Below are 25,329 nucleotides of genomic sequence, written 5' to 3' on the forward strand. Positions count from 1 at the left end.
AGGTTCATCATGCGTGATCAGTCCGTCTCGCGAGTTCTCCCCCTTGCGGTCTCGCGGCGGCAACTCCTCGTCGGCATGGCCGCCGGGACAGCGGCCGTCGCGCTCGGGTCGCCGGCCCCGCTGTCCGTCGCGGCGACGCCGTCGGCCGGGCCGCTGGACGAGGTCGCCCCACTGCCGGCGGGCCGGCCGGATCGCCGGGCGTTCGCCGCCGCCGAGCAGCGGCTGGCGCCATACCTGGCCGTGCTGGCGCCGCTGGCCAACGGGGTGGAGGACGAGGACGAGGCCACCCGTGGCTTCATCACCGGAGGGTTCTGGCGTTCGCCGGCGGCCTCCTTCAACGCCCGCGTGCAGGAGAACGTCTTCACCATGTCCTGGTTCCACGCCAACGCGCGCGACTGGAACCCCTACGCCGGTGACCCGGCCCTGCTGGCTCGACTCGACGCCGCGATCGGCCACTATCTGCGGCTGCAGAAGCCGCAGGGCTGCTGGCCGGAGTACTCCCCGGGCGAGCTGTCGCGGCCGGCGACCAGCTTCGCCCTCGGGTTCCTCACCACCACGCTGATCGAGCTGCAACGCGCCGGCGTGCTGCCCGAGACCCAGGAGCGGATCGTCGTCGCCCTGCGCAAGGCCGCCGACTGGTTCCTGGACCCGGCCAACCCGGCGGTCTGGTCCACGCCGATCCCGTACACGAACCAGGTCGCCGCAGGCCTGCTGGGGGTAGCCGAGGCGCTCCCACTGCTGGGCGATCCCGGTCTCGCGGACCGCCTGAACGAGCGGATCGACGTGCTGGCACGCGACGGCATGAGTCCCGTCGGCTACTTCTACGAGCAGTCGGGCAACGACTTCGGCTACTCGCACGGCGTCATGACGCCCGACCTCGCCGCCCTCCACGAGAGCACCGGCTCACCCGTCGTGAAGGAGATGCAGGAACGCTACTACGAGTGGCTCCGGTTCAACTTCGTCCGTGAACCCGACGGAGCCGGCTGGTTCTGCAACGTGGCGACGTCGTCACGTACGTCGCTGTACGTCCACGACGACATCAAGACCGACGACTACAAGGCCGACATCAACGCCCTGTGGACCTCCAGCGTCCCCGCGTCGGCGGCGTACACCACGGCCCAGGAGGACAAGGCCGCGCTGCGCGCCGATTGGGCGGCCTCATCGGAACCGGTGCCGCAGCCGCCGTCCGGACAGGTCGACCCGCAGGTGGTGCGGATGGCCGGGTATCCGGAGAGGTTCCCCAGCCGAGCGACCAAGGGCGCGGTCATCGCCACGATTCCGTACCTGACCTCCACGAACTTCGTGGAGTTCCGCGCCGAACCCGCCGGGCAGGAATTCCTGTTCGTCCGGCGGCCCGAGTACTACTTCGGCGCGTCCTTCGGCGTCCGTCCCACCAGCCGGGTCCGCGCCGGCCTGAGCTTCCTGTGGCACCCGGGCGCCGGCATGCTGCTCTACAGCACGAACGCTTCCGTGGAAGGGTGCTGGGGCACCCACCCATCCGACCGGTACACCCTCATCGACGCCAACGGCGACCTGTCGGCCCGGTACTTCAGAGGAGACCCGGAACGCGGCTCCGAGGTCGCACCCGGCGACGTCCGGGGTGCTGTGCCCCTGGGCATCCGGTACACCACGCCCGACCGCAGGCTCACCAAGGATGTCGAGCTCCGCCCGGACTCCCTGCGCATCCACGTCAGCACGCTCGCGCACTCCACCGAGCGTCTGCCCCTCGTGCTGCGCAGCGACGACAGACTGACTCTGGTCGGAGAGCAGGAGACCGAGCTCACGCCGGGCGTGGACGTCAGCGCCAGCGGCTCCCGGTTGCGCATCCGGCGCGGCCTGACCGAGATGGTCATCGACTGGAACACCGAGCTGACGGCCCGACTCGTGCCGAAGACCCAGACCTACTTCAAGGACGCTTCCCGGCGCCAGCACATGCTGCTCCTGCCGTTCGGCACCGAACTGGAGTACACGGTGCGGCTTCGATGACGCCAAACACTCCGTACCTGGACATAGGAGAAGGGTTCTGCTCCACGGCCGGCTCCGGCGTCGGGGATGGGGTGAGCAGGTAGGGCCACGAGGGGCAGCCGGCCGTTGAAGCGCCGGCGGCCTTCTCGTGCCCGCAGAACGCGGGCGCCGAGGTCACCAGAGCGGTCAGAATCCACGGGCGTGACGTCGGAGGGCCGGCGTCCGCGCTCAGAGAAGCGACAGAAGCGGAGAAGGACGAGCTCTGCGAGTTCCATCTGGGTGGCCAGGAAGGGACGAGCAAGCAGAACGTCGTGCGCGCCTCGGTCCGGGACGCTGCGGTGCCAATGCCCACGGTGGCGAGATCGACCTGGAGGACGACTGCGGCGGGCCCGACCGATCGCCTGCCGGGACGGCGCCGCTGCGCCAGACGACGGCCGGCAGTACTGGGCGGCGCTGTACGCCGACGACGGGACGCACGTCGCGGTGTCCGTTCCCTGCACCCTGACCGTCGCGGCCGACGACCCCGGTGGCGACGACGGCACGGAGGACGGCACTGACCCGCCGGGCCAGTGTGAGGATCCGCGGACGGTGCTGACGGACGAGCACGTCGACCTGCTGGTGCAGGTGAAGGACCCGGAGGCGGCCATCACGGTCCCCGCGGGTGCGGAGCACGCGTTCTTGGGCACGGCCGGCGATCCGCTCTGGATGATCCCGCAACCCAGAACCCCCGCGATCGTGCGGGCGGGATGGTCCACCGAGGAACTGGCCCCGGGTGCGCTGAGCGGCGACGTGGTCGAGCTGATGCTGACCGGTGTCACCGGTCCGGGCGAGGTCGAGGTGTTCCAGACCGCCGGGCTGGGCGCGGCCCGACGCGGATCTTCAGCGCTGCCGACCCGCTGCCGCCGCGGACCCAGAGCGTCGGCCAGCACGTCCACGCCAACTGGGCGTTCTCGGCCGCGGGCAGCTACACGCTGACGTTCGAGGTGAGCGGGACCCTGACCAGCGGTGGCGCGGTCACGATCATGGATGCACCGCCCTGGAGAGGGCGGTGCATCGGCGCTGGGCCCATCCGCACTGACCTGCTGGAACATTCGAACAGAGCGGACAGACGAAGCCGGACACGTATTCGCCAGACGACCGCCACAGACGCCCTGTCTCACCGCCGGCGCAGGACGTCCACGTCCGGCCTGGACGGAATGACGCAATGACCCTCATCCCGCGATGCCGCGTGTGTGTCGTGCTCAGCCGACCGGGACGGGTGAGCCGCACATGCCGAACAGGTCCTTCGGGTCCTCCGGTTCGGCGACCAGGTCGATGTCGTCGACGAACCCGGTTCCGGCGATCGCGGCGCGTACGTAGCGCAGTGCGGTGAGGTCCTCGATCGCGAAACCGACCGAGTCGAACAGGGTGAGCTGCGCCGCCGAGGTGCGTCCGGCCTTACGGCCGGTCAGCACCTCCCACAGTTCGGTGACGGGGAACTCGGGGCCGCGAGCCTGGATCTCGCCCTCGATACGGGTCTGGGGCGTGTACTCGACGAACACGGCGGAGCGGTCCAGGATCGCCGGCTCCAGCTCGGTCTTGCCCGGGCAGTCGCCGCCGATCGCGTTCAGGTGCATGCCGGGCGCGACGTCCGAGTCGCGCAGGACCGTGGCGAGCGCCTTGTCCGCGGTGCAGGTCGTGACGATGTCGGCGCCCGCGCAGGCCTCTGCTGTGTCGCCCGCGACGGTGATCCGGAACCCGAGCGGAGCGAGGTTGCGCACGAACTTCGCGATCGCGTCGGGGTCGATGTCGTAGACGGCGAGGTCGCAGATGCCGAGGGTGGTGCGCATCGCGAGCGCCTGGAACTCCGACTGGCTGCCCGCCCCGATCAGCGCCATGCGCGTCGAGTCGGGCCGGGCGAGCGCGCGCGCCGCGAGCGCGGACGTCGCGGCGGTGCGCAGCGCGGTGAGCACCGTCATCTCCGCCACGAACGTGGGGTAACCGTTGTGCACGTCGGCGAGCACGCCGAACGCCGTGACCGTCTGATAGCCGCGGGCCGGATTGGACGGGTGCCCGTTGACGTACTTGAAGCCGTAGGTCTCCCGGTCGCTCGTCGGCATCAGCTCGATCACCCCGAAGGGCGTGTGGTTCGCGACCCGGGGCGTCTTGTCGAACTCCTCCCACCGCGCGAAATCCGCGGCGAGGTCATCGACGAGGCCCGCGATGACGCGCTCGGGTCCGTGCTGGGCCAGCCAGCGCACCATGTTCTGCACCCCGACGAAAGCTGTCATTCCATCCCTTCCAGATGATGCCGAGCCGGCTCGGCGGGCGAGGAGACCCCGCGGGAACGAGTCAGAATGCCGGCCTCCTGGCGTGATGGCCGGTGAGCTCTTCGAACGCCTGCGCGGCGAGCAGGAGCTCGACGTCGCGGCCCGGCGCCGCGACGAGCTGCACGCCGACGGGGAGACCGCCGGGGGTGAAGCCGGCCGGTACGGAGACGGCGGGGCAGCCCGTCGCCGAGATGATGGTCGCCGCGCGCATCCACTCGAGGTAGTCGCGCATGGGGGTGCCGTCGATCTGCCCCGGGTACTCGAGGGTCGCGTCGAACGGCGCCACCTGACTCGTCGTGAGCACGAGCAGATCGTGATGCGAGAAGAAGTCCTCGGTCGAGGCCAGCAGGCAGACCCGCGCCTCCTCGGCGGCGAGGATCTCGTCGACGGTGAGGGCGAGTCCCAGTTCGGTGTTCCACACGACCGCGTCCTTGACCCGGTCGCGATGGTTCCGGACGATCTCCCGGTAGTCGCGCGCGAAGTCGAGAGCCCGATCCACCCGGAAGACCTCGTCCGCGTCGGTGAGGTCCGGCAGCACGTCGTCGACCCGCGCGCCCGCGGCGGCGAACGTTCCCGCCACGGAGTCCACGACCTCCGACACGACGCGTTCGACCGGGATCAGCCCGCCGAGGTCGGTGGAGAATCCGACTCGCAACCCCGCGAGCCCGGAGCCGGGCTCGTGCCGGCCCGGGTCGGAGAACTCCGGGCGCTCGAAGACGGAGCCGGGCTCCTGAATCGATAGCGGTGCGCCCACGGCCGGTCCGCAGACGGCGGCCATGAGCAGCGCGACGTCGGCCACCGTCCGCGCCAGGCACCCCGGTTGCGCGAGCCACGTCCACGGATCGGCGGGCAGCGCATGGGGGATGCGCCCGTTCGACGGGCGCAGGCCGACGATGTTGTTGAACGAGCCGGGCGTACGCAGGGACCCGCCCATGTCGGACCCGTCCCCGGACGCCTGGATGCCGGCCGCGATCGCGGCCGCCGCGCCGCCCGACGACCCGGACGCCGACTTCGTCCGGTCATAGGGGTTCACGGTCGTCCCGAAGACGGGATTGAACGTGTGTGAACCGGCGGTGAACTCGGGGACGTTCGACTTGCCGGTGGTCACGACGCCGGCGGCGCGCAGCCGGGCGATGATGAGGGCGTCCCGGGTCGGCACGTTGTCCACCAGCAGCGGTGACCCACGCGTGGTCCGCAATCCGGCCGTGTCGGTGGATTCCTTGTGTGTCAGCGGCACGCCGTGGAGCGGGCCCAGCCGGTCCCCGCGGGCGTACCACGCATCGGCGCGGGCCGCCCGCTCGTAGGCGCGTTCGTCGTCGCGGGTGACGATGGCGTTGATCGCCGGATCGACCGAGTCGACGCGGGCCAGATGATCGGCGAGCGCCTCGCGGGCGGACAGCTCGCCAGCGGCGATCCGTGCGGCAAGCTCACGCGTGCTCAGCCAGGTGAGCTCGGATTCGTAGACGGGTCCTGGCGACATCGAGGTCATCGCCGTCCTCTCCCAGCGGTGGTCCGCGCATCGGCGGGTGGAGCATGGGCCACGAGCCCCAGCACGGCGCCGTACTGAACGCCGACGACGGCCTCGACCGGAATCCCCTGCGTCTTCTCGTCCGCGAGCCGCTGTTCGAGCCAGCCGATCCACACGCGCTCGAGGTCGTGAGCGGACCGCCGCACCACGACGCCCGCCGACCCCGCGGCGACCTCCGCGTTCAGGGCGCGCAACAGGGCGCCCCCGAAGCGCAGCCGGTACATCCAGACGACGGCCATGGGCCGCTCCGCCACCGCGGCCACGCGGTCGTTCTCCGGCATGGCGGACCGGGTGGTCATCAGCTCACCGGCCCGGGTCATGCCGGGGATGAACACACGGGCGCTGCGAAGGAACGGCGAGTCCAGAGTGAGGTGCGGATCGACCCGCGCCAGGAGGTCAGTGAGCCATGTCCCCGTGCCGGTCAGGGCCTCGCCGGCCGCACGCAGCAGGGCGGCGTAGCTCGCCCCGGACGGACTCGTGTCGTCGGCGCCGAAGGTCCGCCAGATCGGGAGCTCGGCGATGAGGGAGACGGAGGCGTACCTGCGCACGTAGCTGGTGGACGACTGCCCTGCGGCGCCGCTGGGCACCGGGTCGAGGCCGTTCGCCTCCCGCCATTCGTAGACGTCCTGGGAGCTGCCGGACTCGTAGATCGCCGGAGCGAGGACGGTGAAGTGGGCCGCCTCGGGCTCGCCCAGGTGCAGCGGGATGCCGAACCGCGCGGGAAGACGGTGCAGGAGCGGCACCAGGTCGCCGACCGGCTGGGAGAGGTAGAAGTACGCGCCCCCGGTCTCGGAATTGTGCAGCGGGACGTAATAGTCGGGGCGGATCTCGTCGATCACCCGCTGCAGGGCCTGCGTCTCGGGCAGCATCGCGTCGAAGTACTTCGACTTGTAGTTGATCGGGAAGGTCCATTCCACCTGTTCGTTGCCCGGCGGCCGGTAGAAGTGGCGGAAGTACGTCTCATCGTCGAACGGGTCGTCGAACCAGCCCTCGTTGAGCCGCATGCCGTCCGGATCGGCGCAGGGGAGGAAATGCCAGACGGCGCCCAGCCGCCGACGGAGCGACGCATCGCGGAGCAGATCCGTCACCAGCCGGATGATGGTGTGCGATCCGATCGGTTCGTTCGGGTGCACCCCACCGACGACGAGACACTGCTTCGCCGCCGGCGCGGCGTCGTCCCCTGATCCACCGGCACCGCGCGGGGCGAGCGTGTACAGCGGGATCGGCTCGCCGAGCCGCGAGGTGCCGACCCGTCTGGCCGAGAGCAGGTCGGGGAACTCGAGCCGCAGCTCCTCGAGCTGTTCGAGGAGCGCGTCCACGCCGGGATAGCCCTGGAGGTCCGGGATCGCGGTTGCCCGCTCGACGATCTCGTCGTCGGACACCGACGGCAGAATCTCTGTGGTCATACCTTTTCTCGTTCTCTCCTTCGCTTCCGCTGCAGCTGCGGGTCGGGAACCGGAGCGGCCTCCAGGAGCCGTCTGGTGTAGTCCTCGCGCGGATCCAGCAGGATCTGCCGGCGTGCGCCCTCCTCGACAACGCGGGAGTCGCTCATCACCACGATCCGATCGGCCAGGCTGTCGACGACGGCGAGGTCGTGGCTGATGAAAAGGCAGGCGAAGCGGAGCTCGCACTGCAGTCTGCGGAAGAGGTCGAGAACGGTGGACTGCACTGACACGTCCAGCGCCGAGGTCGGCTCGTCCGCGATCAGCAGCACGGGGTCGAGGGCGAGGGCGCGAGCGATGGCGACGCGCTGGCGCTGCCCGCCCGAGAGCTCGTGCGCGTAGCGGGTCGACCAGGAGCGCGAGAGCCTCACGGCGTCGAGCAGCTCGTCCGTGCGCGCCGTCAGCGCCTTCCCGCGCAGGCCGCGGTGGACGCGAAGCGGCTCGCCGATGGACTCGGCCATCGTCCACCGTGGATCGAGGGCGCCCATCGGGTTCTGGAACACGACGCCGATCTTCTTCTTCAGGTCCGTCGCCTGCCGCCCTCGGGCCTTCACCGCGTCGACGCCGTCGACGACGATGGTTCCGCTCCTGACCGGCGCGAGTCCGGTGATGGCCTTGCCGATGGTCGTCTTCCCGGAGCCGGATTCGCCGACCAGGGCCACGACCTCGCCGCGGGCGACGGTCAGGCTCGCGCCGGCGACCGCGGTCACGGATTGGAACCGCTGCCGGTACTCGACGGTCAGCTCGTCGAGGACGAGGGCGGGTTCGTCGACCGCGAGCGAGGCGCGGTCGGCCACGTCGAGGCGCGGAACGGACCTCAGCAGCCGCCGCGTGTAGTCGGCCGAGGGGTGCGCGAAGAGCCGCTCGACGGTCTGGGTCTCCTCCACCCGTCCATCTCTCATGACGACGACCCGGTCCGCGACGTCGGCCACGACCCCCATGTCGTGGGTGATCAGGAGGACGGCCGTCCCCTCCCGCTCGCGTACCCGCATCAGCAGATCGAGGATCTCCCGTTGCACCGTCACGTCGAGTGCCGTCGTCGGTTCGTCGGCGATCAGGATCTCGGGGTCGCAGGCCAGCGCCATGGCGATCACGACCCGCTGCGCCTGACCGCCGGACAGCTGATGCGGATAGGACCGGGCGCGCTTCTCCGGTTCACGCAACTCGACGGCCGCGAGCAGTTCGATCGCCCGGCGCCGGCGATCGCGCGCGCTCAGACCGGGGGAGTGCTTTCGCAGCACCTCTCGGATCTGGAACCCGATCGTGAAGACCGGGTCGAGCGCGCCGAACGGGTCCTGGAAGATCATCGCGATGCGCCGGCCACGGATGCCCTGAAGGGTCTTCTCATCGGCGTTCAGCAGTTCCTCGCCGTCGAGCCGGACGCTGCCGGTCACCTCGGCGTTGCCGGGGAGCAGACCAAGGACGCTCATCGCCGTGACGGACTTCCCCGAGCCGGACTCACCGACGACGGCGACGATCTCCTTGTCGAGGACCTCGAACGACACGCCGTGCACCGCGCGGCTCTCGTCGCCTCGCCGGGATCGAAAGGCCACCGTCAGATCGTCGAGTGCGAGCAGAGGCGCATTCATGGATTCTCCTCGTGATCCAGGCGTGTGATCGCGGCCAGCATCTCCGCGGGAAGCTCCTGCGGCGGGGGAGTGTCCTCCTCCTGGTCCCGATAGGTGTGCCACTGCTCGAGCACATTGCGGTGATACTGATCGACCCATGCCATGTAGCGACTGCCGTTGCGAAGGCGTCGAGCGGGCGCCGGCTCCGCGCCGGCCGGCGTCGACATGGCGGTTCGCAGGACCTCCTCCATCCGCTGGAGGCCGAGTTTCTCGCGGCTGAGGAATGCCCCCCAGACGTCGTCCTCCGCCCGGAAACAGGTGGCTCTGCTGTTCGGGATCGACACTTTCGTGATGTACCCGGATCCGAGGAGCGCCCGAGTCGCCGTCGAGATGGTGCCGGGACTCGTGTTCAGCAGTCTGCCGAGGTCGGCCGAGGAGAGGTACGGCTCGTCCGTGATGATCAGCAGAGCGAGGACTCGTCCGTTCATTCGCTTTCCGCGCATCAGCTCCCAGGCGTCGGTGAACCGATCGATGAACGTGCGGACTTCGTCACTCAGTTCGCTCATCTCCATGGAAATGCGCTCCTCACGCGTTCGATGTCTCCGACGGCAAGATCTTCACACGCGACGTCGATGCTCATGTGCGGCCCCGAGGGTCGAGAGCATCGCGAAGGGCGTCGCCGAGCATGATGAGACTGATCACCGTGACGGTGAGGAAGATGCTGGGAAAGACGACCGTGTGGGGAGCGGACTGGAAGTACGACTGCGCGGTCGAGAGCTGGACTCCCCACGAGATGGACGGCGGCACGAGGCCGACCCCGAGGAAGGTCAGGGTGGCTTCCGCCCCGATGACGCCGCCCACCATCGTCGCGGCGATGGCCAGGGTCGGGGCAAGGGAGTTGGGCAGCACGTGGGTGAGGACGACGCGTGCCCGCGACAACCCCAGCACGTGTGCGGCCTGCACGAACTCTCGTTCACGCACCTCCTTGACCGAACTCCGGATGAGCCGGGCGAAGGTGGGCCACGAGAAGAAGGCCAGCACCGCGGCCAGCAGCAGCGGGGACCGGTTCGGCGCGGTGTTGAGCACGATGATCGCGCCGAGCAGGAACGGGAAGCCCAGCACCACGTCCGCGGTGCGCGCGATCAGCGCGTCGACCCACCCTCCGGCGTATCCCGCAAGCGTTCCGAGCGCCACGGCGACGACCAAGCAGATCGCCGTCGTCGCGAGGCCGATGAACAGCGACGTCCTCGTGCCGGACAGCACGTTGGCCAGGACGTCACAGCCCTGCACGTCGGTGCCGAACAGGTGCCCGGGCACTGGCGGGCGGTTCGACTCCGCCAGGTCGCAGGCGCGCGGATCGCCCTCGCCGAAGATCCCCGCAAGCGGGCCCGGAATCGCCGCGACGATCGCCAGCAGGGCCAGCAGGACGACGCTCACCCAGAACTGGACCCGGGTCCGCAACGTGGCCCAGAGGCCCCGTGTGGTGGCCCGGTCGAGGGCGCCGTCGAGCGCCACGGTGGCCGGCTCAGTCATGGCGGATCCTTGGGTCGAGGACGGTCGAGAGGATGTCGACGAGCACGTTGGTGACGAGGAAGATGAACACGAGCGTCGTGGCGACGCCCACGACCAGCGTCCCCTCCTGGTCCTGGATGGCCTTGTACAGCAGCTGTCCCACTCCGTTGATGTTGAAGATGGCTTCGACGACCACCGTTCCTCCCAGCAGGGAGCCCAGCTGAATGGCCAGGACGTTGACGACGGGGGCCGCGGCGTTGCGCATGACGTGCAGGCCGACGACGTTGCCCTGCGACATGCCCTTCGCCCTCAGCGTCCGCACGAAGTCCGACCGCATCGTGTCGATGACGCTGCCGCGCATGAGCCTCGAGACGCCGGCCAATCCGTAGATCGCGATGATCAGCGCGGGGAGGAGGTAGGCCCGGGGCCACCCATCGCTCACGCCGGCGATGGGCGCCCACCCGAGCGTGATGCCGATGAGGTACTGCGCCATGATGCCCATGACGAAGATGGGCACCGACTCCGCGACGATCGTGCCGAGGAGCACGCCCCGGTCCAGCGCCGAACCGCGTCGCAGGCCCGCCGCCAGTCCCAGGGCGATGCTGATGAGCACCGTCAACGTCCACGCCGTCAGCGCGAGCTTGATCGTAGTGGGCCAGCGACTGGCCATCTGCTCGCCCACGGACTGGCCGGTGAAGGTCGTGCCGAAATCGCCCCGAGCCAGGCCGCCCAGATAGTCGAGGTACTGCTGCCAGATCGGAAGGTCCAGCCCGTAACGCGACCGCAGCTGCTGCTGTACGGATTCCGGCAGCGGCCGGTCCCCGCCGAGGGCCGCGATCGGGTCGCCGGGCAGCAGGAACACCGCGCAGTAGATGACGAACGTGACACCGAAGAAGACGATGACCAGTTCGAGGAGCCGGCGGGATACGTAGCGGGTCATGGTGCCTCCGGTGAGGCTCAGTCCTCGGCGAGGATCACGTCGGTGAGCAGCGGTTCGCCCACCGCCGAGGCAGTGAGCTCCGCGACCTTGTCGGAGGTGACGAAGTTGTACGACTCCTCGAACAGCGGCACGATCGGGAACTGCTCCGCGAGGTGCCGCTGAGCCTCCGCGTACGCCTCGCCGTCCTCGCTGCCGCTCGCGTCCGCGTCGTTCAGCGCCTGCTCGACGTCGGGAATGATCGCTCCGCCGCAGTTGGTGCACCCGGGGGCGCTCGTGAACATCGCCCTCAGGGTCGACTGCTGGCTCGGGTAGAGCGCGCCCCAGCGGGCGAAGAAGGGCCCGTCCAGCACCTCGTTGTTGCGGTCCTCGCTGAACTCCGCCCATCCGACGGACGGCCGGGCGACGGCGTCGACACCGAGGTTCTGCCGCAGGTAGTTCGCGACGGCGTTGAACAGGTCGTCGTGGCCCGCGCCGCCGGGGAAATGGATCGTGAGCTGTCCCTCGAAGCCGCCCGCTTCTGCCAGGAGCTCGGCCGCGGCCTCGGGGTCGTACTCGCAGTACTCCCCGCAGATGCCGTCGGGGTTGCCGGGCATGATCGACGGCGTCCACGCCGTGGCGGGCGCGTTCAGGTTGCCGAAGAGCGCCTCGTTGATCGCGTCGCGGTCGATGGCCATCGAGATGGCCTGCCTGACGCGGACGTCGTCGAACCTCGGGTCCCAGTACGGGATGCTCAGGTAGCTGATCGCGGGTCCGGAGAAGCTGTAGACGTGGTCGTCCTCGAAGTCGTCGGCCACCTGCATCATCCGGTTGGCCGGGAGCCGCACGAGGTCGACGTTGCCGGCGAGTGCATCGGTGTAGGCGGTGAGCCGGTCCGAGTAGGGCACCCAGGTGAGCTTGTCGACCGCCGGCTCGTCGCCGGCATAGTCCTGGTACCGCTCGGCGACGATGGGCTCGCCTTCGGTCCACCCCGTGGTCACCGCGAAGGGACCGTTCCCGATCGGCTGCTTCCCGTACGCGTCCAGATCGTCGAACGCGCTCGGCGGCATCGGATAGAAGGCGGTCTGGGCCTGCGAGAGCTCGACGGGGAACTGGCTGTCGGCCTGGTTGAGTGTGACGTTGAAGGTCAGGTCGTCGACGACCGTCAACCCGGAGAGCTCGTCCGTGGCCGGCTCACCCTCGGCCGGATTCAGGTCCGAGTATCCGGCGATCACCGCCAGCTGTCCGGAGTTCTCGAAAGCGTTCGGCGCGTACGCCACCGTGTTCCAGCTGTCCACGTAGTCCTGAGCCGTCACCGGGGTGCCGTCGTGGAAGGTCCAGCCGTCGCGCAGCGTGATCGTCCAGTGGATCTGATCGTCGCTCTCGACCGATTCGGCCGCGACGTAGCTGAGCTCACCGTCGGCATCGAGAAAGGTCAGCGGGCTGAAGACGGACATGGTGAGCCCGAACGCGTTGCTCTGGCGGCCGGGCACGAGGTTGGGCACCGGATCGGAGGAGCCGATCACCAGCTCGGCGGGCGCACCCTCGCCCTCGTCCACCCCCGACTCCGCGCCGCTGCACCCGGTCAGCAGCAGCGCGACCAACACGGATGTGGCCCCTGCGCCTTTCAACGAACCTCGCATGAAGCTCCTCCTTAGGCGGATCGGTGAGGGGCGCGAGCATACTGAACTTTTAGTTTTTTTAAAAGGCTCCAAGCAGTCGAGGGTGCGATGGGCGGACGCTTCGACGGCGAGAGGCTCGTCGGCGGCGACGAGTTCGTGTCGCGTCACACCTGCCGCGGTGTCCCCGCCACGCGGCCGAGCCGATCAGTCAGGAGTCGCGCAGGATGGCGAGGTCGCTGACGGTCGTCACGTGCGCGTGCATCGCCGCGGCAGCGGCCTCCGCATCGCCGTCCCGGATCGCGGCAGCGATGCGACGGTGCTGCTCGAGGGACTCGATCGGCCGCCCGGGCTGACCGAGTGACTCGATGCGGGTCTCGGTGATCTCGGCCGTCAGCTCCAGCATCACGCGGCTGAGGAGCCCGGAACTGGCGGCTGCCGTCACGGCGGCGTGGAACCTCTCGTCGCCCTCCACGCCGCGTCCGCCTCGCTCGATGTCAGCAGTCATCTGCTCGAGCGCCGCTTCCATCGCGGCGACGTCGGCATCCGTGCGCCTGGCCGCGGCCAAGGCGGCGAGCTTCGTCTCGATCGCGTCACGAGCGTCGAGGACATCGGGTAGCCGGCGGGCATGCTCACGAATGGCATCGACGATCCGCCCCATGCTCGCCCCGGACGTGACCGCCACACCGTCACCGTGGCGCACCGCGACAGCACCCACGACCTCCATGGCCACCAGGGCCTGGCTGACCGTCGTGCGGCTGACCCCCAGACTGCTCGCGAGCTCCCGCTCGGGAGGCAGGCGATCGCCGACCCGGAGCTGGTTCTCGTCGATCCAGGCGGCGATCTGCCGGGCAACAGTCTCGTAGAGCCGGGGGCGGGCGACAGGGCGGATCTGATGGGCCACACGGCCACCCTATTGACAGACCCGTCAAGTGGCATATTGGCTGGGCCACTGATCCAGTAGTCCTTTGTCGCGAGGGAGTCCCATGCCTGCGTCTGCGAACGATGTCATCGAGGCGGTCGTCGACCACGGGACCTACGAGTCGTGGGACGCACCGTGCACAGTCTCAGGCGCCGACGTCGAGTACCGCGCTGCTCTGGCGCGTGCCCGGGCGCGAAGCGGCGTCGACGAGGCGGTGCTAACCGGAGTGGGGCGCGTGGCTGGACACCCGGTCGTGCTCATCGTCAGCGAGTTCGCCTTCCTCGCCGGCTCCATCGGCGTCGCAGCCGCTGACCGGATCGTCGATGCGCTGGCGCGGGCGACCCGGTCGGGCCTGCCGGTCCTGGCGTCCACTGCCTCCGGAGGAACCCGGATGCAGGAGGGGGCACCCGCCTTCGTCCGGATGCTCGACATCAGCGCCGCCGTTGCACGCCATCGCACGGCCGGGCTGGCCTACTTCGTCCATCTGCGCCATCCCACGACCGGAGGGGTCATGGCCTCCTGGGGCGCGCTCGGGCAGATCACACTGGCCCAGCCGGGCGCCTTGCTCGGCTTCGTCGGCCCACGCGTCACCGAGGTCCTGACCGGAGCACCGATGCCCGAAGGGGTGCAGACCGCGGAGAACCTCGCTGCCCGCGGCCTCGTCGACGCGCTGACTCCCGTCAGCGAGCTGCGTCGGCTCCTCACCACGATCCTCGGAGCGCTCCGCGGCGCTCGCCTTCGCACCAGCAGCCCGGCAGCCCGGCCACCGCGCACGCCTCGGACGCTCGAACCCGCCGACACCTGGGCATCGGTCGAGATCACGCGCCGACGCGATCGGGTCACGCTCACCGACCTCTACCGCAACGGCATCGCCGTGCTCGTCCCGCTGGCGGGAACCGGCCGCGGCCGGCCTGCGATCCACCTCGGCCTCGCCAGCGTCGCCGGCGTCGCGTGCGTCCTCATCGCGCAAGACCGACGATCGGACCAGCCCATACGTCCGCACGACCTGCGCGCGGCACGCCGGGCGATGGCACTTGCCGAGGAATGGAGGCTGCCGGTGATCACCGTCATCGACACCCCAGGCGCCGACCTCTCCGCTGAGGCGGAGAACAGCGGGCTTGCGTTCGCCATCGCCCAATGCGTCGCCGCCCTGCCCACCCTGGCCGTGCCGTCCGTCGCCGTCCTCCTCGGCCAGGGCGCTGGAGGCGCCGCTCTGGCACTCCTCGGCGCCCGACGAGTCATCGCAACACAACACGCGTGGCTCGCACCGCTTCCGCCCGAAGGCGCGAGCGCGATCATCCACCGTGATACCGGCCACGCCCCGGACCTGACCCGACAGCAAAGGATCGGCGCTCCACAACTGTTCGCCGCCGGCATCGTTCACCACGTCGTTCCCGAGCCTGACGGCCAAGCCCCTGACGACTTGGCAGCCGCCGTGACCGATGCCGTAACCAACACGCTGAAGCAGCTTCCGCTCCGGCCTGATCGTGGCGGCGCGCAAGGGTGAGGCGTTCTACGTCGGCACCGGCCTCCTCGCTGTCCTGCCGCTGCACCCTGTACCGCGGACGGATCGACGCCGCCCACGGGCATGGCCGAGGGGCGCGAAAGCCTGGCCATGTACGTGCCAAGAACGCGTAGAGAGCCACTCAGCGCCGTCAACGGGTGGGCAAACGGTAGCGGCCTCCCACCGGCGCTCTAGCAGGCGAGAGGCTGTTGCCTCAGGGTAGCCACGACGGGATTCGAACACGAGACGCTCGGCGGTCCGCGTGGCGGGGTGATCCTCACCAACCGTGCCGATCTGGCCAAGAAGTTCAATACCGCGGTCTTCCCGGGTCAGCAGGGCGGGCCGCTGGAACACGTGATCGCGGCCAAGGCGGTGGCGTTCAAGCAGGCCGCGACCAAGGAGTTCCGGGACCGGCAACGACGCACCCTCGACGGGGCACGGACCTTCGCGGAGCGACTGCTGGCGGATGACGTACAGGCCGCCGGCATTGCCGTCCCCACCCGCGGGACGCAGGGGCATCTGGTGGTCGTGGACCTGCGCCACTCCGATCTCGACGGCCAGCAGGCCGAGGATCGGCTCGACACAGCCGGGATCACCGTCAACCGCCGAGAGCCGCCTGCGTGACCGTGTGGATCGGCTGGCGTCGCGGTTCCCGCTGTATCCCGGTGTTGGACATGGGTGTCGCGCCGGAGAGACGCCGATCGAGAAGAAGCCCTGCCTGGATCAAGACGAAGGCGACCATGGGCCCGGAGTACCGCGAGCTGCAGTCGCTGGTGAAACGCGAGGGCCTGCCACGGTCTGCCAGGAGGCCGGCTGTCCCAACATCTTCGAGTGCTGGGAAGACCGCGAGGCCACGTTCCTCATCGGCGGCGACCACTGCACCCGCCGCTGCGACTTCTGCCTCATCGACACCGGCAAGCCCGACGACCTCGACCGCGACGAGCCCCGCCGCGTCGCCGAGTCGGTCCAGGCCATGGGGCTGCGCTACGCCACCGTCACCGGCGTCACCCGCGACGACCTCCCCGACGAAGGCGCCTGGCTGTACGCCGAGACCATCCGCGAGATCCACAGGTTCAACCCGAACACCGGACGTCGACGGACCCCTGGGTGTCGCCCTCAGCGGACTCTGCCGTCCACTGAGGCCGGGCGCGGCCACCGCCCTCCGGCAACCTCTTTCCCGTGTAGCACACCCACAGGTGCAGATCGCCCCTCACAGCATGCGATTCTCGTGCACCGATCAAGCCCACCGATACTCCTTCGACGCTGGCGTCCCTCCCGCACGGGTGTGTCGGCGCCGCCAGCGCTGCGTCGGCCAGGAGGCGTAGGTTCCGCCGGTGAACATCGCCGAACTCCTAGCGCGCGCCCTCGACGAACAGGAACGGCTCGAGGCCCGGCGCCGCTGTCCCCACACGTCGTCTTCCAGTTGGCGGGTAGGGCAGGACTCGAGGCAGCAGCAGTCGGGGATGGCCGCTGGCGGCGATGACGACGCGATTGCGACGGTGGGAATCTGGTCAGTGGTCGGTTCTTCCGCTTGACGAGGTCGCTGTGAACATTCCCACCTTCGATGATGTGCAGGCGCCGAACATCCGCGCGGCGAACGAACACCTGCGCCGGCAGGTCGAGCGCATCCCGGCGCTGCTGCGACGGATCGCGACGCTTGAGGCCGAACTGCAGGACGCCCGGACAGTGCTCGAACTTTCGGCGCCCTCGTGGTGGATGACGCTCATCGATCGTGGTCACGCACTGGCGGATGACGGTTCGCCGACGGCCGGGGCGACGGGGAGCGAGGCGCGAATCACTGTCCCCTGACCCGACGGGCTCAGCACGTCTATCGACCCGCCGAGAGCCTCGACTCTGTCACGCAACCCCACCAGCCCCGACCAGCGATGTTGTTCGGCACCCCCGATCCCGTCGTCACGGACGCTCAGCCGCAAGGTGTCGTCGCGCTCTTCGACGGCTACTTCGGCATACTTGGCCTGGGCATGCTTCGTCACGTTGGTGAGTGCCTCGGACACGATGTAGTACGCGGCCACCTCCACCGGAGGTGGATATCGTGAGATGGTCTCCAGTCGCATCTCGATGGGGACCGCGGACCGACGGGCGAGGGTCCGCAGCGCCGGACCGAGCCCTCCTTCGGACAGGATCGAGGGATGGATGCCGAGCGATATCTCGCGTAACTCGTCCTGGACCTCGACGAGTTCGTCGGCGACCTCTGACAGGGCGGTCCGCGACTCAGGTGGAATGTCCGTGGGCAGTGTCTCGAGGGCGAGTCGGAGTTTGAGTGCCAGTGAGACGAGGCGTTGTTGTGCACCATCGTGGAGGTCCCGTTCGATCCGCCGACGCGTCTCGTCGGCGGTGGTGACGACACGCGCGCGCGACTGGGTCAGTTTGGTGTGCGCTTCCGCGTTCGCGATCGCGGTGGCGGCGATGTCGGTGAACTCGGCTAGTCGCTGTTCGGTGTCAGGGGCGAATGGGCCGCGCCGAGAGGCGACGCTGATGCCACCCCAGCTGCGGGCTTCGACGATGATGGGGCTGGCGACCGCCGAACGGATGCCCCACCGGCGCAGGAGTTCGGGCAACTGCTGGAGCGTCGAGTCGTCCACGTCGTATCGGACGGACTCGCCCGTGGCCTGTACTGACGCGATGGCAGACGGAGCGTCCAGGACTCGGCGATGGCCTACGCGCATCTCGTCCTCGTTCACGCCATGAACGCCCATGAGCGTCGCCGATCCATCGGACTCGAACCGGAAGATCCCGGTGATGTCGGCGTCGGTCAGTTGGCTGAGCTCTTCAGCGACGGCCGCCAGGACGAGACCGGGCGTGGCTCCGTGGGCCACGAGCGTCGCCACTCGCCGCAGCGCGGACTGCTCCTCGGCCAAGTGGTGGAGTTGGGCACGCGCCTCCGCGTTCTCGACCGCGGTAGCGACCAGCCCCGTGAAGTTCGCGATCTGTGACTCCGCGTTGGCCGCGAAGGGTTCGCCGCTCCTCGTCGAGGCGGCGATCACGCCCCATACGCCGCCGGCCACGGTGATAGGGCAGCCGACGGACGAGCGGATGCCGAGCGCACGTGATTCCGCGGCGATCTCGCCGATCGCGTCAGCGAAGCCGTCGAGCCGGACCGGCCCGCCACGGCGCCGCACCTCTCGGGCGACCCCTATCCCATCGAGGTTCAGGCGCGTGCCCATGGACAGTTGCTCCGGCACCCTGCTCCAGGTGGCAACCCCGGTCACGGTGCCGTCCGCATCGTAGCGTTCCATGCGGGCGAGATCGGCCCCGGAGAGTATCCCGACCTCCCGAGTCACGGCTTCGAAGATCGTCGACCGAGGAACTGCCTGCGCGACGAGGGTCGCGACCCGTCGCAGTGCCGACTGCTCGTCGGTCAGGCGTGCGGACTCGACCGCGGCCCGGCGCAGGCGGACTGCCAGCGCGGTCACCAGAACGGTCGTGAGCAGGAACGCCCCGAGTGCCCCCGCCTGCTCTCGTGCGGCGACACCGAGCGAACCCACTGGTGCCAGGAAGAGGACCTCGAAGGTCACGATGCTGACGAGGGATGTCAGGATTGCCGGTCCCGCGCCCCAGGCGATGGCGACCGGCAGCACCGCGAGGAGGTAGAGCACCAAGAGGGGTACCACGGGCACTTGTGGCTCGAGGAGCGCGATGACGCCGGTGACCGCGCCCACCAGCGCCACGCCGGACAACAGCCCCCGCGACCAGCGGACGACGGACGGTCTCACCCAGCGCCGTGCCATCTCATCGCATCCTCAGTCGAACACTAGATGACCGATTCCAAGGTGGTCAGTGGTCGTAGGCCAGGAGGGATCGCTTGGTCGCCTGACCGGTGTGGTCGTTGTGCCAGATTGCCGCGGTGAGGGCCAGGATGCGTTGAGTGACGCGGACCCACACTCCGGCCGGGGTGTGTCCGCCATGCTGTTCGAGATCGAGCTGGCCCTTGAGGGTGTCGTTGATCGACTCGATGACCTGCCGCAACGGTTTGAAGAACTCGGTCCCGGCCCGCTGGGGTTCGCCTTTGCGGGCCGGGCGCAGCAGGTCCACGCCGGCGTCGGTGAGGGTGGTCTCGAACTCGCGGCCGTAGTAGTTCTTGTCCGCGATCACGATCTGCCCGGCCCGCCCGGGACCGGTGAGCTCGGGGTCGGCATCGAGCATCCCGAGCAGCGTCTGGCGTTCGTCGGCCTTCGCGCCGGTCAGGGCGAACCCGACCGGCAGGCCGTGCAGTGTGCACAGCAGGTGCAGCCGCAGTCCCCAGAAGAACCTCGAATGCGAGGCGCAGTAGCCGTACTCGGCCCACCCGGCCAGGTCCGAGCGCCGCGCCGTCTCCCGTGATCGGGCACACTCGACCGGGGTGGAATCGGCCACCCAGACGTCATCGGTCCACATGCTCGTGTCCCGGGCCAGCACCCCGACCAGCTGGGCGATCGTGGCGCCGAGGCGCCGCAGCCGCTTGTTGTAGCCGGGCTGCTGGGGCAGGTATGGGAACAGATGCCGCAGGTGAGCGCGTCCGTAGCGCAGCCAGCGAGCCTCAGAGGTGAACCCCAGCAGGGCCTGCATCACCGCCAGCGTCACCAACTCCGCGTCGCTGATCCTCGGCTCGATCCCGACCCTGGGCCGCCACGGCGCCAGGTGCGGAGAATCGATCAACAGGTCATCGACCGTCACGTACAGTGCAGTCGCGAGGGTGTCCAGGTTTGTTCTCACAAACTGATCTTGGACACCCTCGCCCACGTCACCGGCTCATGACACGCGCGCGACCACTTGGAATAGGTCATCTAGTGGATGACGACGACGCCGAGCGTGAGCGTCCACGAACGGCTGAAGCTTCAGCGCCACTTGCGGCGGAAGGACGCGTCCGCGTAAGAACTTCGCGCGCGGCCGTGGGGCGTTCACCCTTCATTCGACTCGAGTGCCGCGGGGTATGCCTGCAGGATCCGTTGCACGGATGTCACCGCCTCGCCGAGTTCTGTCAGGATCGGTGCGAGCGCCCTGTCGGCGTCCGTGCGACTCTCTGGGGATGGGACGAACGTGGTTGTCGGTGACGGTGGAGCTGCTCGGCGGTCGGGGAGGGGAACTGTGGCCGTGGCCCGGGCGAGTCTTCGCGGTCGGGCCGTCGCACACCTTCATGGACCTCGCGGATGCTGTCAACGTCGCCTTCGCCCGATGGGACCGGGCACACCTGTCGGTGTTCACCCTGGCCGATGGCCGGGTGGTCACGGACGAGGAGACGGGGGCGGAGATGGCCGGGTCGGTCGGGGGGCCGATCAGGACGCTGACGGACATTGAGACGACCAAGGTGGCCAGGGTCCTGGATCCGGGGGCTGAGTTCCAGTTCACTTTCGACCTTGGCGACGACTGGATCCACCGGTGCGTGATCGGCGAGGAGAAGATCGACCCACTGGAGGTGCTGGGCATCCGCCCCGACAGGCCGCTGCCCTACTGGGGGTGGGGCAGCATGCCGGACCAGTACGGGCGCAGATGGGCAGCCGACGATGGCGAGAGCCGGCCACCGAGGAAACCGGCCCATCCACATCCAATGCTGCTACACGCGTGGCCCGCACATGAGCTCGTTCCCGAGCTGGATCTCTCCGACCTGCGAGCTGCCATCGCCGCAGCGGATGCGGACCGCTTCCTGGCCGCCGTGACGGGCCGCGACGTCGATGACGCGCTGCAACAGGTGGGGGCCGGGATACCGATGGCCCTTGAACAGCGACGGGAGCAGACCGAGCCGGTGGCGTTGTCGGTCATCAACCGGCTGACCGTGCGTGCCGGCCCTGGCGATGAAGTGCTGGCCGACGACCTGCTGGCCAGGCTGCGGCGCGAACCGCTGAAGGGGCGGGTGGTTCCGGTCGACCTCGAGATGCTCTGCACCGAACTGGAGGGAGACCCGAGCATGTCGACCGGCGGCTACCTCGACCTAGGTACCGGCGAAGTGTACGACGAGACCGCCACCGACGCGATGCTGGTCGGAGAAGGCGCCGCGATCGACGTGGAGGAAGAGCCGGACCGGTGGCTCTGGTTCCATCGCACCGATTCGACGGAGGGATGGCGGGACATGGCATCCTTTGCCCAGCGGCAGCACGACCCCGCCCTGCGGGCGCGGCTGGAACGGCTGATCGAGGGCAAGGGCGCCTTCGGCCGATTCCGCGACCTGATCCACGAGGAGAACCTCGCCGAACGGTGGTACGCCTACTCCACCGACCGCCAACTGGGCCGGGCCCGCGGACTCCTCGCCGACGAAGGCATCCGCGTGGGCTGACGAGCCCGCCCTGGCAGGTAGCTCATTCTGGACGGTAAGACGCATTGCCGTGAGCTCTGGCTGAGGTCGTGGCCAGACGTGCGGTCGACGCTCGATCAGGTGGTCGCTGCTCGTCCTCCAGATCTATGGCGGTGCGTTGATTTCAGCCGGCGACCGAGTCTCGCCCATCGCCGCGCTGGCGACGCTCTCGCGTGTCCGGCGGTGAGCGACGGCGTCCGGTCAGCTACGACCGCTGCGTGGCGAATACGTGTCCAAGTTCGGTTGCGAGCCGCCGCTGCGGGCGCGTTGCTGCAGGTCAGGGTAGGTGGATCCCGCCGACGGCACGCCGCTCTCTCAAGGCGGTAGCGCGGGTTCGAATCCCGTCGGGGCTACAGAGAAGCGCCCGTCACCTGCGGAAACGCAAGGTGAGGGGCACTTTCGTCTGTCCAGCCGTCGGCGGCTCGCTACGGCGAGGAAGCCAGGAAGCCGAGCGCCAGTGCTGATGCCGCCTGGGAGCAGGCCCTCTCCCCGGCACCTGCCTCGCCACCACACGTCGCCGATCTGACCCGTCCGCTGTCGGTTCGGACGCAGGGCCGGCCTGCCGCCCAGCAGCGTCCATGGCTCGCGGCTATTCGATGGCGAGGGCCGACTCGGCGGGTCGGCCACGCGTCGCTCGCCAGGCGGGTAGCAGCGTGGCGCTGAGGGTCAGCAGAACCGCCAGGCCGGCCGTCGCCGCGTAGATGAACGGGGAACCCGAGGGCAGCACCGAGTCGAGGCGCTTGAGGCTGACCGGGACCAGGATCGCGATCGAGGCCAGGGTGCCCAACGCGACGCCGCTGACTGCCACGATCGCGCCTTCGATCCCGACCATCCGCAGCACCTGGCCGCGGGTCGAGCCCGCGAGCCGCTGCAGCCCGAACTCCCGCCGCCGCGCCGTCGTGCTCGACGCCAGGGTGTTGATCACCGTGATCGCCGCGTACCCGGCGATCATGATCACCATGATGTAGATCGCGAAGGTGGCCGTGGTCCGCTGCTCGTCGTACTCGCTGAACAGGACGTCGCGGCCGCTCACCGTCAGACCGTTCTCGTCGGCGAGCGTCTGGGTCAGCTCTGCCCTGAGGGTGCCGGGATCGGTGTCCGGGTCGGCGGTGACGAGGATCCTCGTCGCGAATCCCTCGGTGGTGTGCGCGGCCAGGGTCTCGGCCGGAAGCAGCAGCGTGTCGTAGTCGTCCGGAGCGGAGAACAACGCAGCCACCTGCGCGTCGATCGTGGTGTTGTCGCCCATCCGCAGCGTGATCGTGTCGCCGACGTCGACGCTCAGCCGGCCGGCGTGCTGGTCTTCGACCGCGACCGTGTCACCGCGCAGGTCGGCGAAGGCGCCGGCGGTGACGTCGACGGGTGTGGTGGCGTCGGCGCCGCGGGCGGTGACTCCCTGCAGGTTCCAGCCCTCACCCGCCGGTGAGCTGTCGTCGGGGCTCTCGATGAAGCCGGTGCTGCCGACGTACTCCGACGCGCCGGCCACGCCTGGCAGCTCGTCGATCCGCTCGACCAGCTCGGGGTCGAGCCGGTTCTCGGCCGTCACGACCGCGTCGGCGACCAGGCTGTCCGCGAAGATCTGCCGGTCGGCGTCGTCGTTGGTCGTCTGCAGATACAGCATGCCGGTCGCCACCCCGGTCAGCAGGACGACCGGCGCCATCACCGCCGCCATCCGGCCGGTCCGGCCGCGGGCGTTGAGCACGGCGAGCTGGCCCGTCACGCCACCCAGCGCGCGGACGGGCCACTGCAGGACGAACGTCATGACCTTCGCCAGGACGGGTGCCAGCAGAGCGAACCCGATGGCGAAGACGATGACCGCGGGCGCGGCGGTGGCCGGCGTCAGCGGCCCGCTCATCACCGCGATGCTCACAAAGGTGAGCGCGACCCCGCCACCGATCAGGAGCAACGCGATGAACACCCGCCACCCGCCGATCAGCCTGCCTTCGAGAGAGGCTTCGGCCAGGGCCTGGGTGGGCCTGATGCGTGCGGCTCTCCGCCCGGCACCCAGGGCACCGGCGAGCGCCGCGACGACCGCGATCCCCATCGCGGCCACCGTCGGTATCCAGCCTTGGTGGAAGGCCACCCCTTCGGTGGCGATGCCACGATCGGCCAGCTGGTCGAACACGAACTCGCCCAGGAACCGGCCCGGGGCGATGGCGAGCGCGGTCGCGGCCAACGACAGGGCCAAGGTCTCACGCAGGATCAGCCGGCGCACCTGACGGGGCGTGGATCCGATGGCCCGCAACAGCGCGAGCTCCTGCTGGCGCTGAGTGATCGACAGGGCCAGCATCGACGCCACTCCGAAGACCGACACCATGATCGCGAAGGCGGTGAAGACACCGGCCAGGGCGACGATGTTCACGCTGGTGCCCTTGGCCTCGCGCAGTTCCGCCTGCCCCCGCTGGTCGCCCACCAGCGTGGTCGTGGCGCCGTCCAGCTCGGCGTCGATCGCCTCCCGGACCTCGCTCACGTCCGCGCCGGGCTCGGTCACCACACCGATCGCGTCGACGGTCCCCGCCGGCGGGTCGCCGTCGAAGACGTAGGCCGTGGTGTCCTGCACACCCGGAAGGTCCGAGATCGTGTCCTCGAGCCCAGCGTCGACCCGGACCCGCTCGGGCAGGATCGCCGGTTCGTCCGGGTCGCCGCCGCGAGCGTCGTACTCCTGGTTCCCGGCGACGACGATGTCGGCCGACGCCAGCTGCTGCGGCGGAACCGCTGTACGGATGCCCGTCTCGATCAGCCCGCCACAGGCCATCACGATGGCCGCGGCGAAGAACATGGCGAGGAACGCCGCCACGAACGTGCCCATCCGGAACCGCAGGGTGCGAAGCGCCAGCCGCAACATCAGCGCCGCCCTCCCGCCACCGTCGCCGAGGACGGGAGAGGGGCGTCGTCGGCGAAGGCGCCCAGGCGGGTCATCCGCTCGGCCACGGCCTTGGCCGTCGGCGAGTGCAGCTCACCCACCAGACGTCCGTCGGCGAGGAACAGGACCCGATCGGCATAGGACGCCGCGACCGGATCGTGCGTCACCATCACGATCGTCTGGCCGCCGGTTCGCGCCGAGTGCCGCAGCAACCCGAGAACGCCTCGCGCGGTCCCCGTGTCCAGCGCGCCCGTCGGCTCGTCCGCGAAGATGACCGCGGGCTCGCTGATCAACGCCCGTGCGATGGCGACCCGCTGTTGCTGCCCGCCGGACAGCTCCGCCGGACGATGCCTGCTCCGCTCGGCCAGGCCGACCTGCTCGAGCACGCTCGTCACCCGGCCTCTGGCCGGTTTGCGTCCGGCGAGCCGCAACGGCAACGTCACGTTCTGCCGCACCGTCAGGACCGGGAGCAGGTTGAACGCCTGGAAGACGAAGCCGATGCGGTCGCGCCGCAGCTTCGTCAGCTCGGTCTCGTCCAGCTCGCTGAGCTCGTGGTCCTCGAGGAGCACCGAACCCGACGTCGGCTGGTCGAGCCCGGCCGCGCACTGCAGCAGCGTGCTCTTGCCGGAGCCCGACGGGCCCATGATCGCCGTGAACGTGCCCCGGCCGAACCGCGTCGTCACCCCATCGAGCGCGACCACCTGGTTGTCGCGTTTGCCGTAGACCTTGTGGACGGCCGTCAGCCGGACCGCGTCGGTCGTGTTGTCGCTGTCGTGGGACATTCTCATGCCGCCTTCCTGTCCGGCTCGCGCCGGACGATTCAGCCACCCATGCTCCCCACGGACGACCCGCCGGTCGTCGTCCCTCGCAACCGACTTCCTCTGGTGCGTATGCACTA

Annotated in this window: 19 protein-coding genes and 2 pseudogenes; 8 read left to right on the plus strand and 13 right to left on the minus strand. The window is 69.5% G+C overall.

All coding sequences use genetic code 11. From position 1 onward, the window contains the following. The first annotated feature begins 9 nt into the window (after positions 1–9). The 3 genes from BLV02_RS33305 to BLV02_RS38650 all read left to right on the plus strand — a co-directional run bounded on the left by BLV02_RS33305 (position 10) and on the right by BLV02_RS38650 (position 3,173). Positions 10–1,986 carry a prenyltransferase/squalene oxidase repeat-containing protein gene (locus tag BLV02_RS33305; RefSeq protein ID WP_069113606.1) on the plus strand — a complete coding sequence of 659 codons (1,977 nt, stop codon included), beginning with the start codon at positions 10–12 and terminating at the stop codon, positions 1,984–1,986. Positions 1,987–2,448: 462 nt separating this feature from the next. Continuing rightward, complete coding sequence (locus BLV02_RS37395) at positions 2,449–2,940, plus strand: choice-of-anchor M domain-containing protein (RefSeq protein WP_069113605.1); 492 nt, start codon at positions 2,449–2,451, stop codon at positions 2,938–2,940. Then, positions 2,862–3,173 (plus strand): TIGR03769 domain-containing protein, encoded by a 312-nt coding sequence (locus BLV02_RS38650; RefSeq protein ID WP_425432599.1) that lies wholly within the window; start codon positions 2,862–2,864, stop codon positions 3,171–3,173. The genes BLV02_RS37395 and BLV02_RS38650 overlap by 79 nt, the downstream gene beginning before the upstream one ends. Before the next feature lie 33 nt (positions 3,174–3,206). Here BLV02_RS38650 and BLV02_RS33315 read toward each other — a convergent pair whose 3' ends face one another. From BLV02_RS33315 to BLV02_RS33355, 9 genes are all read right to left on the minus strand, one after another. Then, positions 3,207–4,235, minus strand: a complete 1,029-nt coding sequence (locus BLV02_RS33315) for an ornithine cyclodeaminase (RefSeq protein ID WP_069113604.1) — start codon at positions 4,233–4,235, stop codon at positions 3,207–3,209. 61 nt (positions 4,236–4,296) lie between these two features. Beyond that, positions 4,297–5,763, minus strand: a complete 1,467-nt coding sequence (locus BLV02_RS33320) for an amidase (RefSeq protein ID WP_141711750.1) — start codon at positions 5,761–5,763, stop codon at positions 4,297–4,299. After that, positions 5,760–7,208, minus strand: coding sequence for a M14 family zinc carboxypeptidase (locus BLV02_RS33325; protein WP_069113603.1), 1,449 nt, complete (start codon positions 7,206–7,208; stop codon positions 5,760–5,762). Before BLV02_RS33325 ends, BLV02_RS33320 begins: the two co-directional genes overlap by 4 nt. Next, positions 7,205–8,833 carry a dipeptide ABC transporter ATP-binding protein gene (locus tag BLV02_RS33330; RefSeq protein ID WP_069113602.1) on the minus strand — a complete coding sequence of 543 codons (1,629 nt, stop codon included), beginning with the start codon at positions 8,831–8,833 and terminating at the stop codon, positions 7,205–7,207. The genes BLV02_RS33325 and BLV02_RS33330 overlap by 4 nt, the downstream gene beginning before the upstream one ends. After that, positions 8,830–9,384: a GbsR/MarR family transcriptional regulator gene (locus BLV02_RS33335; protein ID WP_069113601.1), complete on the minus strand. Its 555-nt coding sequence runs from the start codon at positions 9,382–9,384 to the stop codon at positions 8,830–8,832. Before BLV02_RS33335 ends, BLV02_RS33330 begins: the two co-directional genes overlap by 4 nt. Before the next feature lie 64 nt (positions 9,385–9,448). Further along, positions 9,449–10,345 carry an ABC transporter permease gene (locus BLV02_RS33340; RefSeq protein ID WP_069113600.1) on the minus strand — a complete coding sequence of 299 codons (897 nt, stop codon included), beginning with the start codon at positions 10,343–10,345 and terminating at the stop codon, positions 9,449–9,451. Beyond that, positions 10,338–11,264, minus strand: a complete 927-nt coding sequence (locus BLV02_RS33345; protein ID WP_069113599.1) for an ABC transporter permease — start codon at positions 11,262–11,264, stop codon at positions 10,338–10,340. The genes BLV02_RS33340 and BLV02_RS33345 overlap by 8 nt, the downstream gene beginning before the upstream one ends. Positions 11,265–11,281: 17 nt before the next feature. After that, positions 11,282–13,030 (minus strand): peptide ABC transporter substrate-binding protein, encoded by a 1,749-nt coding sequence (locus tag BLV02_RS33350; protein WP_216094439.1) that lies wholly within the window; start codon positions 13,028–13,030, stop codon positions 11,282–11,284. Positions 13,031–13,070: 40 nt separating this feature from the next. Beyond that, positions 13,071–13,763, minus strand: coding sequence for a FadR/GntR family transcriptional regulator (locus BLV02_RS33355; RefSeq protein ID WP_069113597.1), 693 nt, complete (start codon positions 13,761–13,763; stop codon positions 13,071–13,073). Positions 13,764–13,845: 82 nt separating this feature from the next. On the opposite strand from BLV02_RS33355, the gene BLV02_RS33360 reads away from it, so the two are divergent. The 4 genes and pseudogenes from BLV02_RS33360 to BLV02_RS33375 all read left to right on the plus strand — a co-directional run bounded on the left by BLV02_RS33360 (position 13,846) and on the right by BLV02_RS33375 (position 17,094). Further along, positions 13,846–15,288, plus strand: coding sequence for a carboxyl transferase domain-containing protein (locus BLV02_RS33360; RefSeq protein ID WP_069113596.1), 1,443 nt, complete (start codon positions 13,846–13,848; stop codon positions 15,286–15,288). Positions 15,289–15,525: 237 nt separating this feature from the next. Next, positions 15,526–15,903, plus strand: a pseudogene (locus tag BLV02_RS33365) (serine hydroxymethyltransferase); the annotation flags it as partial. A 10-nt stretch (positions 15,904–15,913) separates the two neighbouring features. Further along, a pseudogene (locus BLV02_RS38430) lies at positions 15,914–16,375 on the plus strand (radical SAM protein); the annotation flags it as partial. 455 nt (positions 16,376–16,830) lie between these two features. Further along, positions 16,831–17,094, plus strand: a complete 264-nt coding sequence (locus BLV02_RS33375) for a hypothetical protein (protein ID WP_074946885.1) — start codon at positions 16,831–16,833, stop codon at positions 17,092–17,094. Here the strand turns inward: BLV02_RS33375 and BLV02_RS33380 are convergent. Continuing rightward, complete coding sequence (locus BLV02_RS33380) at positions 17,022–18,974, minus strand: GAF domain-containing protein (RefSeq protein ID WP_171906833.1); 1,953 nt, start codon at positions 18,972–18,974, stop codon at positions 17,022–17,024. The genes BLV02_RS33375 and BLV02_RS33380 overlap by 73 nt on opposite strands. A gap of 106 nt (positions 18,975–19,080) precedes the next feature. Next, positions 19,081–19,998 (minus strand): IS982 family transposase, encoded by a 918-nt coding sequence (locus tag BLV02_RS33385; protein ID WP_069115473.1) that lies wholly within the window; start codon positions 19,996–19,998, stop codon positions 19,081–19,083. Positions 19,999–20,332: 334 nt separating this feature from the next. Between BLV02_RS33385 and BLV02_RS33390 the strand changes: the two genes are divergently transcribed. Beyond that, complete coding sequence (locus BLV02_RS33390; RefSeq protein ID WP_216094229.1) at positions 20,333–21,553, plus strand: UPF0158 family protein; 1,221 nt, start codon at positions 20,333–20,335, stop codon at positions 21,551–21,553. Between the two features lie 607 nt (positions 21,554–22,160). Here the strand turns inward: BLV02_RS33390 and BLV02_RS33395 are convergent. Together BLV02_RS33395 and BLV02_RS33400 are read right to left on the minus strand one after the other, a co-directional pair. After that, positions 22,161–24,377 (minus strand): ABC transporter permease, encoded by a 2,217-nt coding sequence (locus BLV02_RS33395; protein ID WP_216094228.1) that lies wholly within the window; start codon positions 24,375–24,377, stop codon positions 22,161–22,163. Positions 24,378–24,412: 35 nt separating this feature from the next. After that, a complete protein-coding gene (locus tag BLV02_RS33400) occupies positions 24,413–25,219 on the minus strand; it encodes an ABC transporter ATP-binding protein (RefSeq protein ID WP_069111527.1) in 807 nt (268 codons plus the stop codon). Positions 25,220–25,329 lie beyond the last annotated feature (110 nt).

The sequence above is a fragment of the Jiangella alba genome, from assembly GCF_900106035.1.
GTDB lineage: Bacteria > Actinomycetota > Actinomycetes > Jiangellales > Jiangellaceae > Jiangella > Jiangella alba.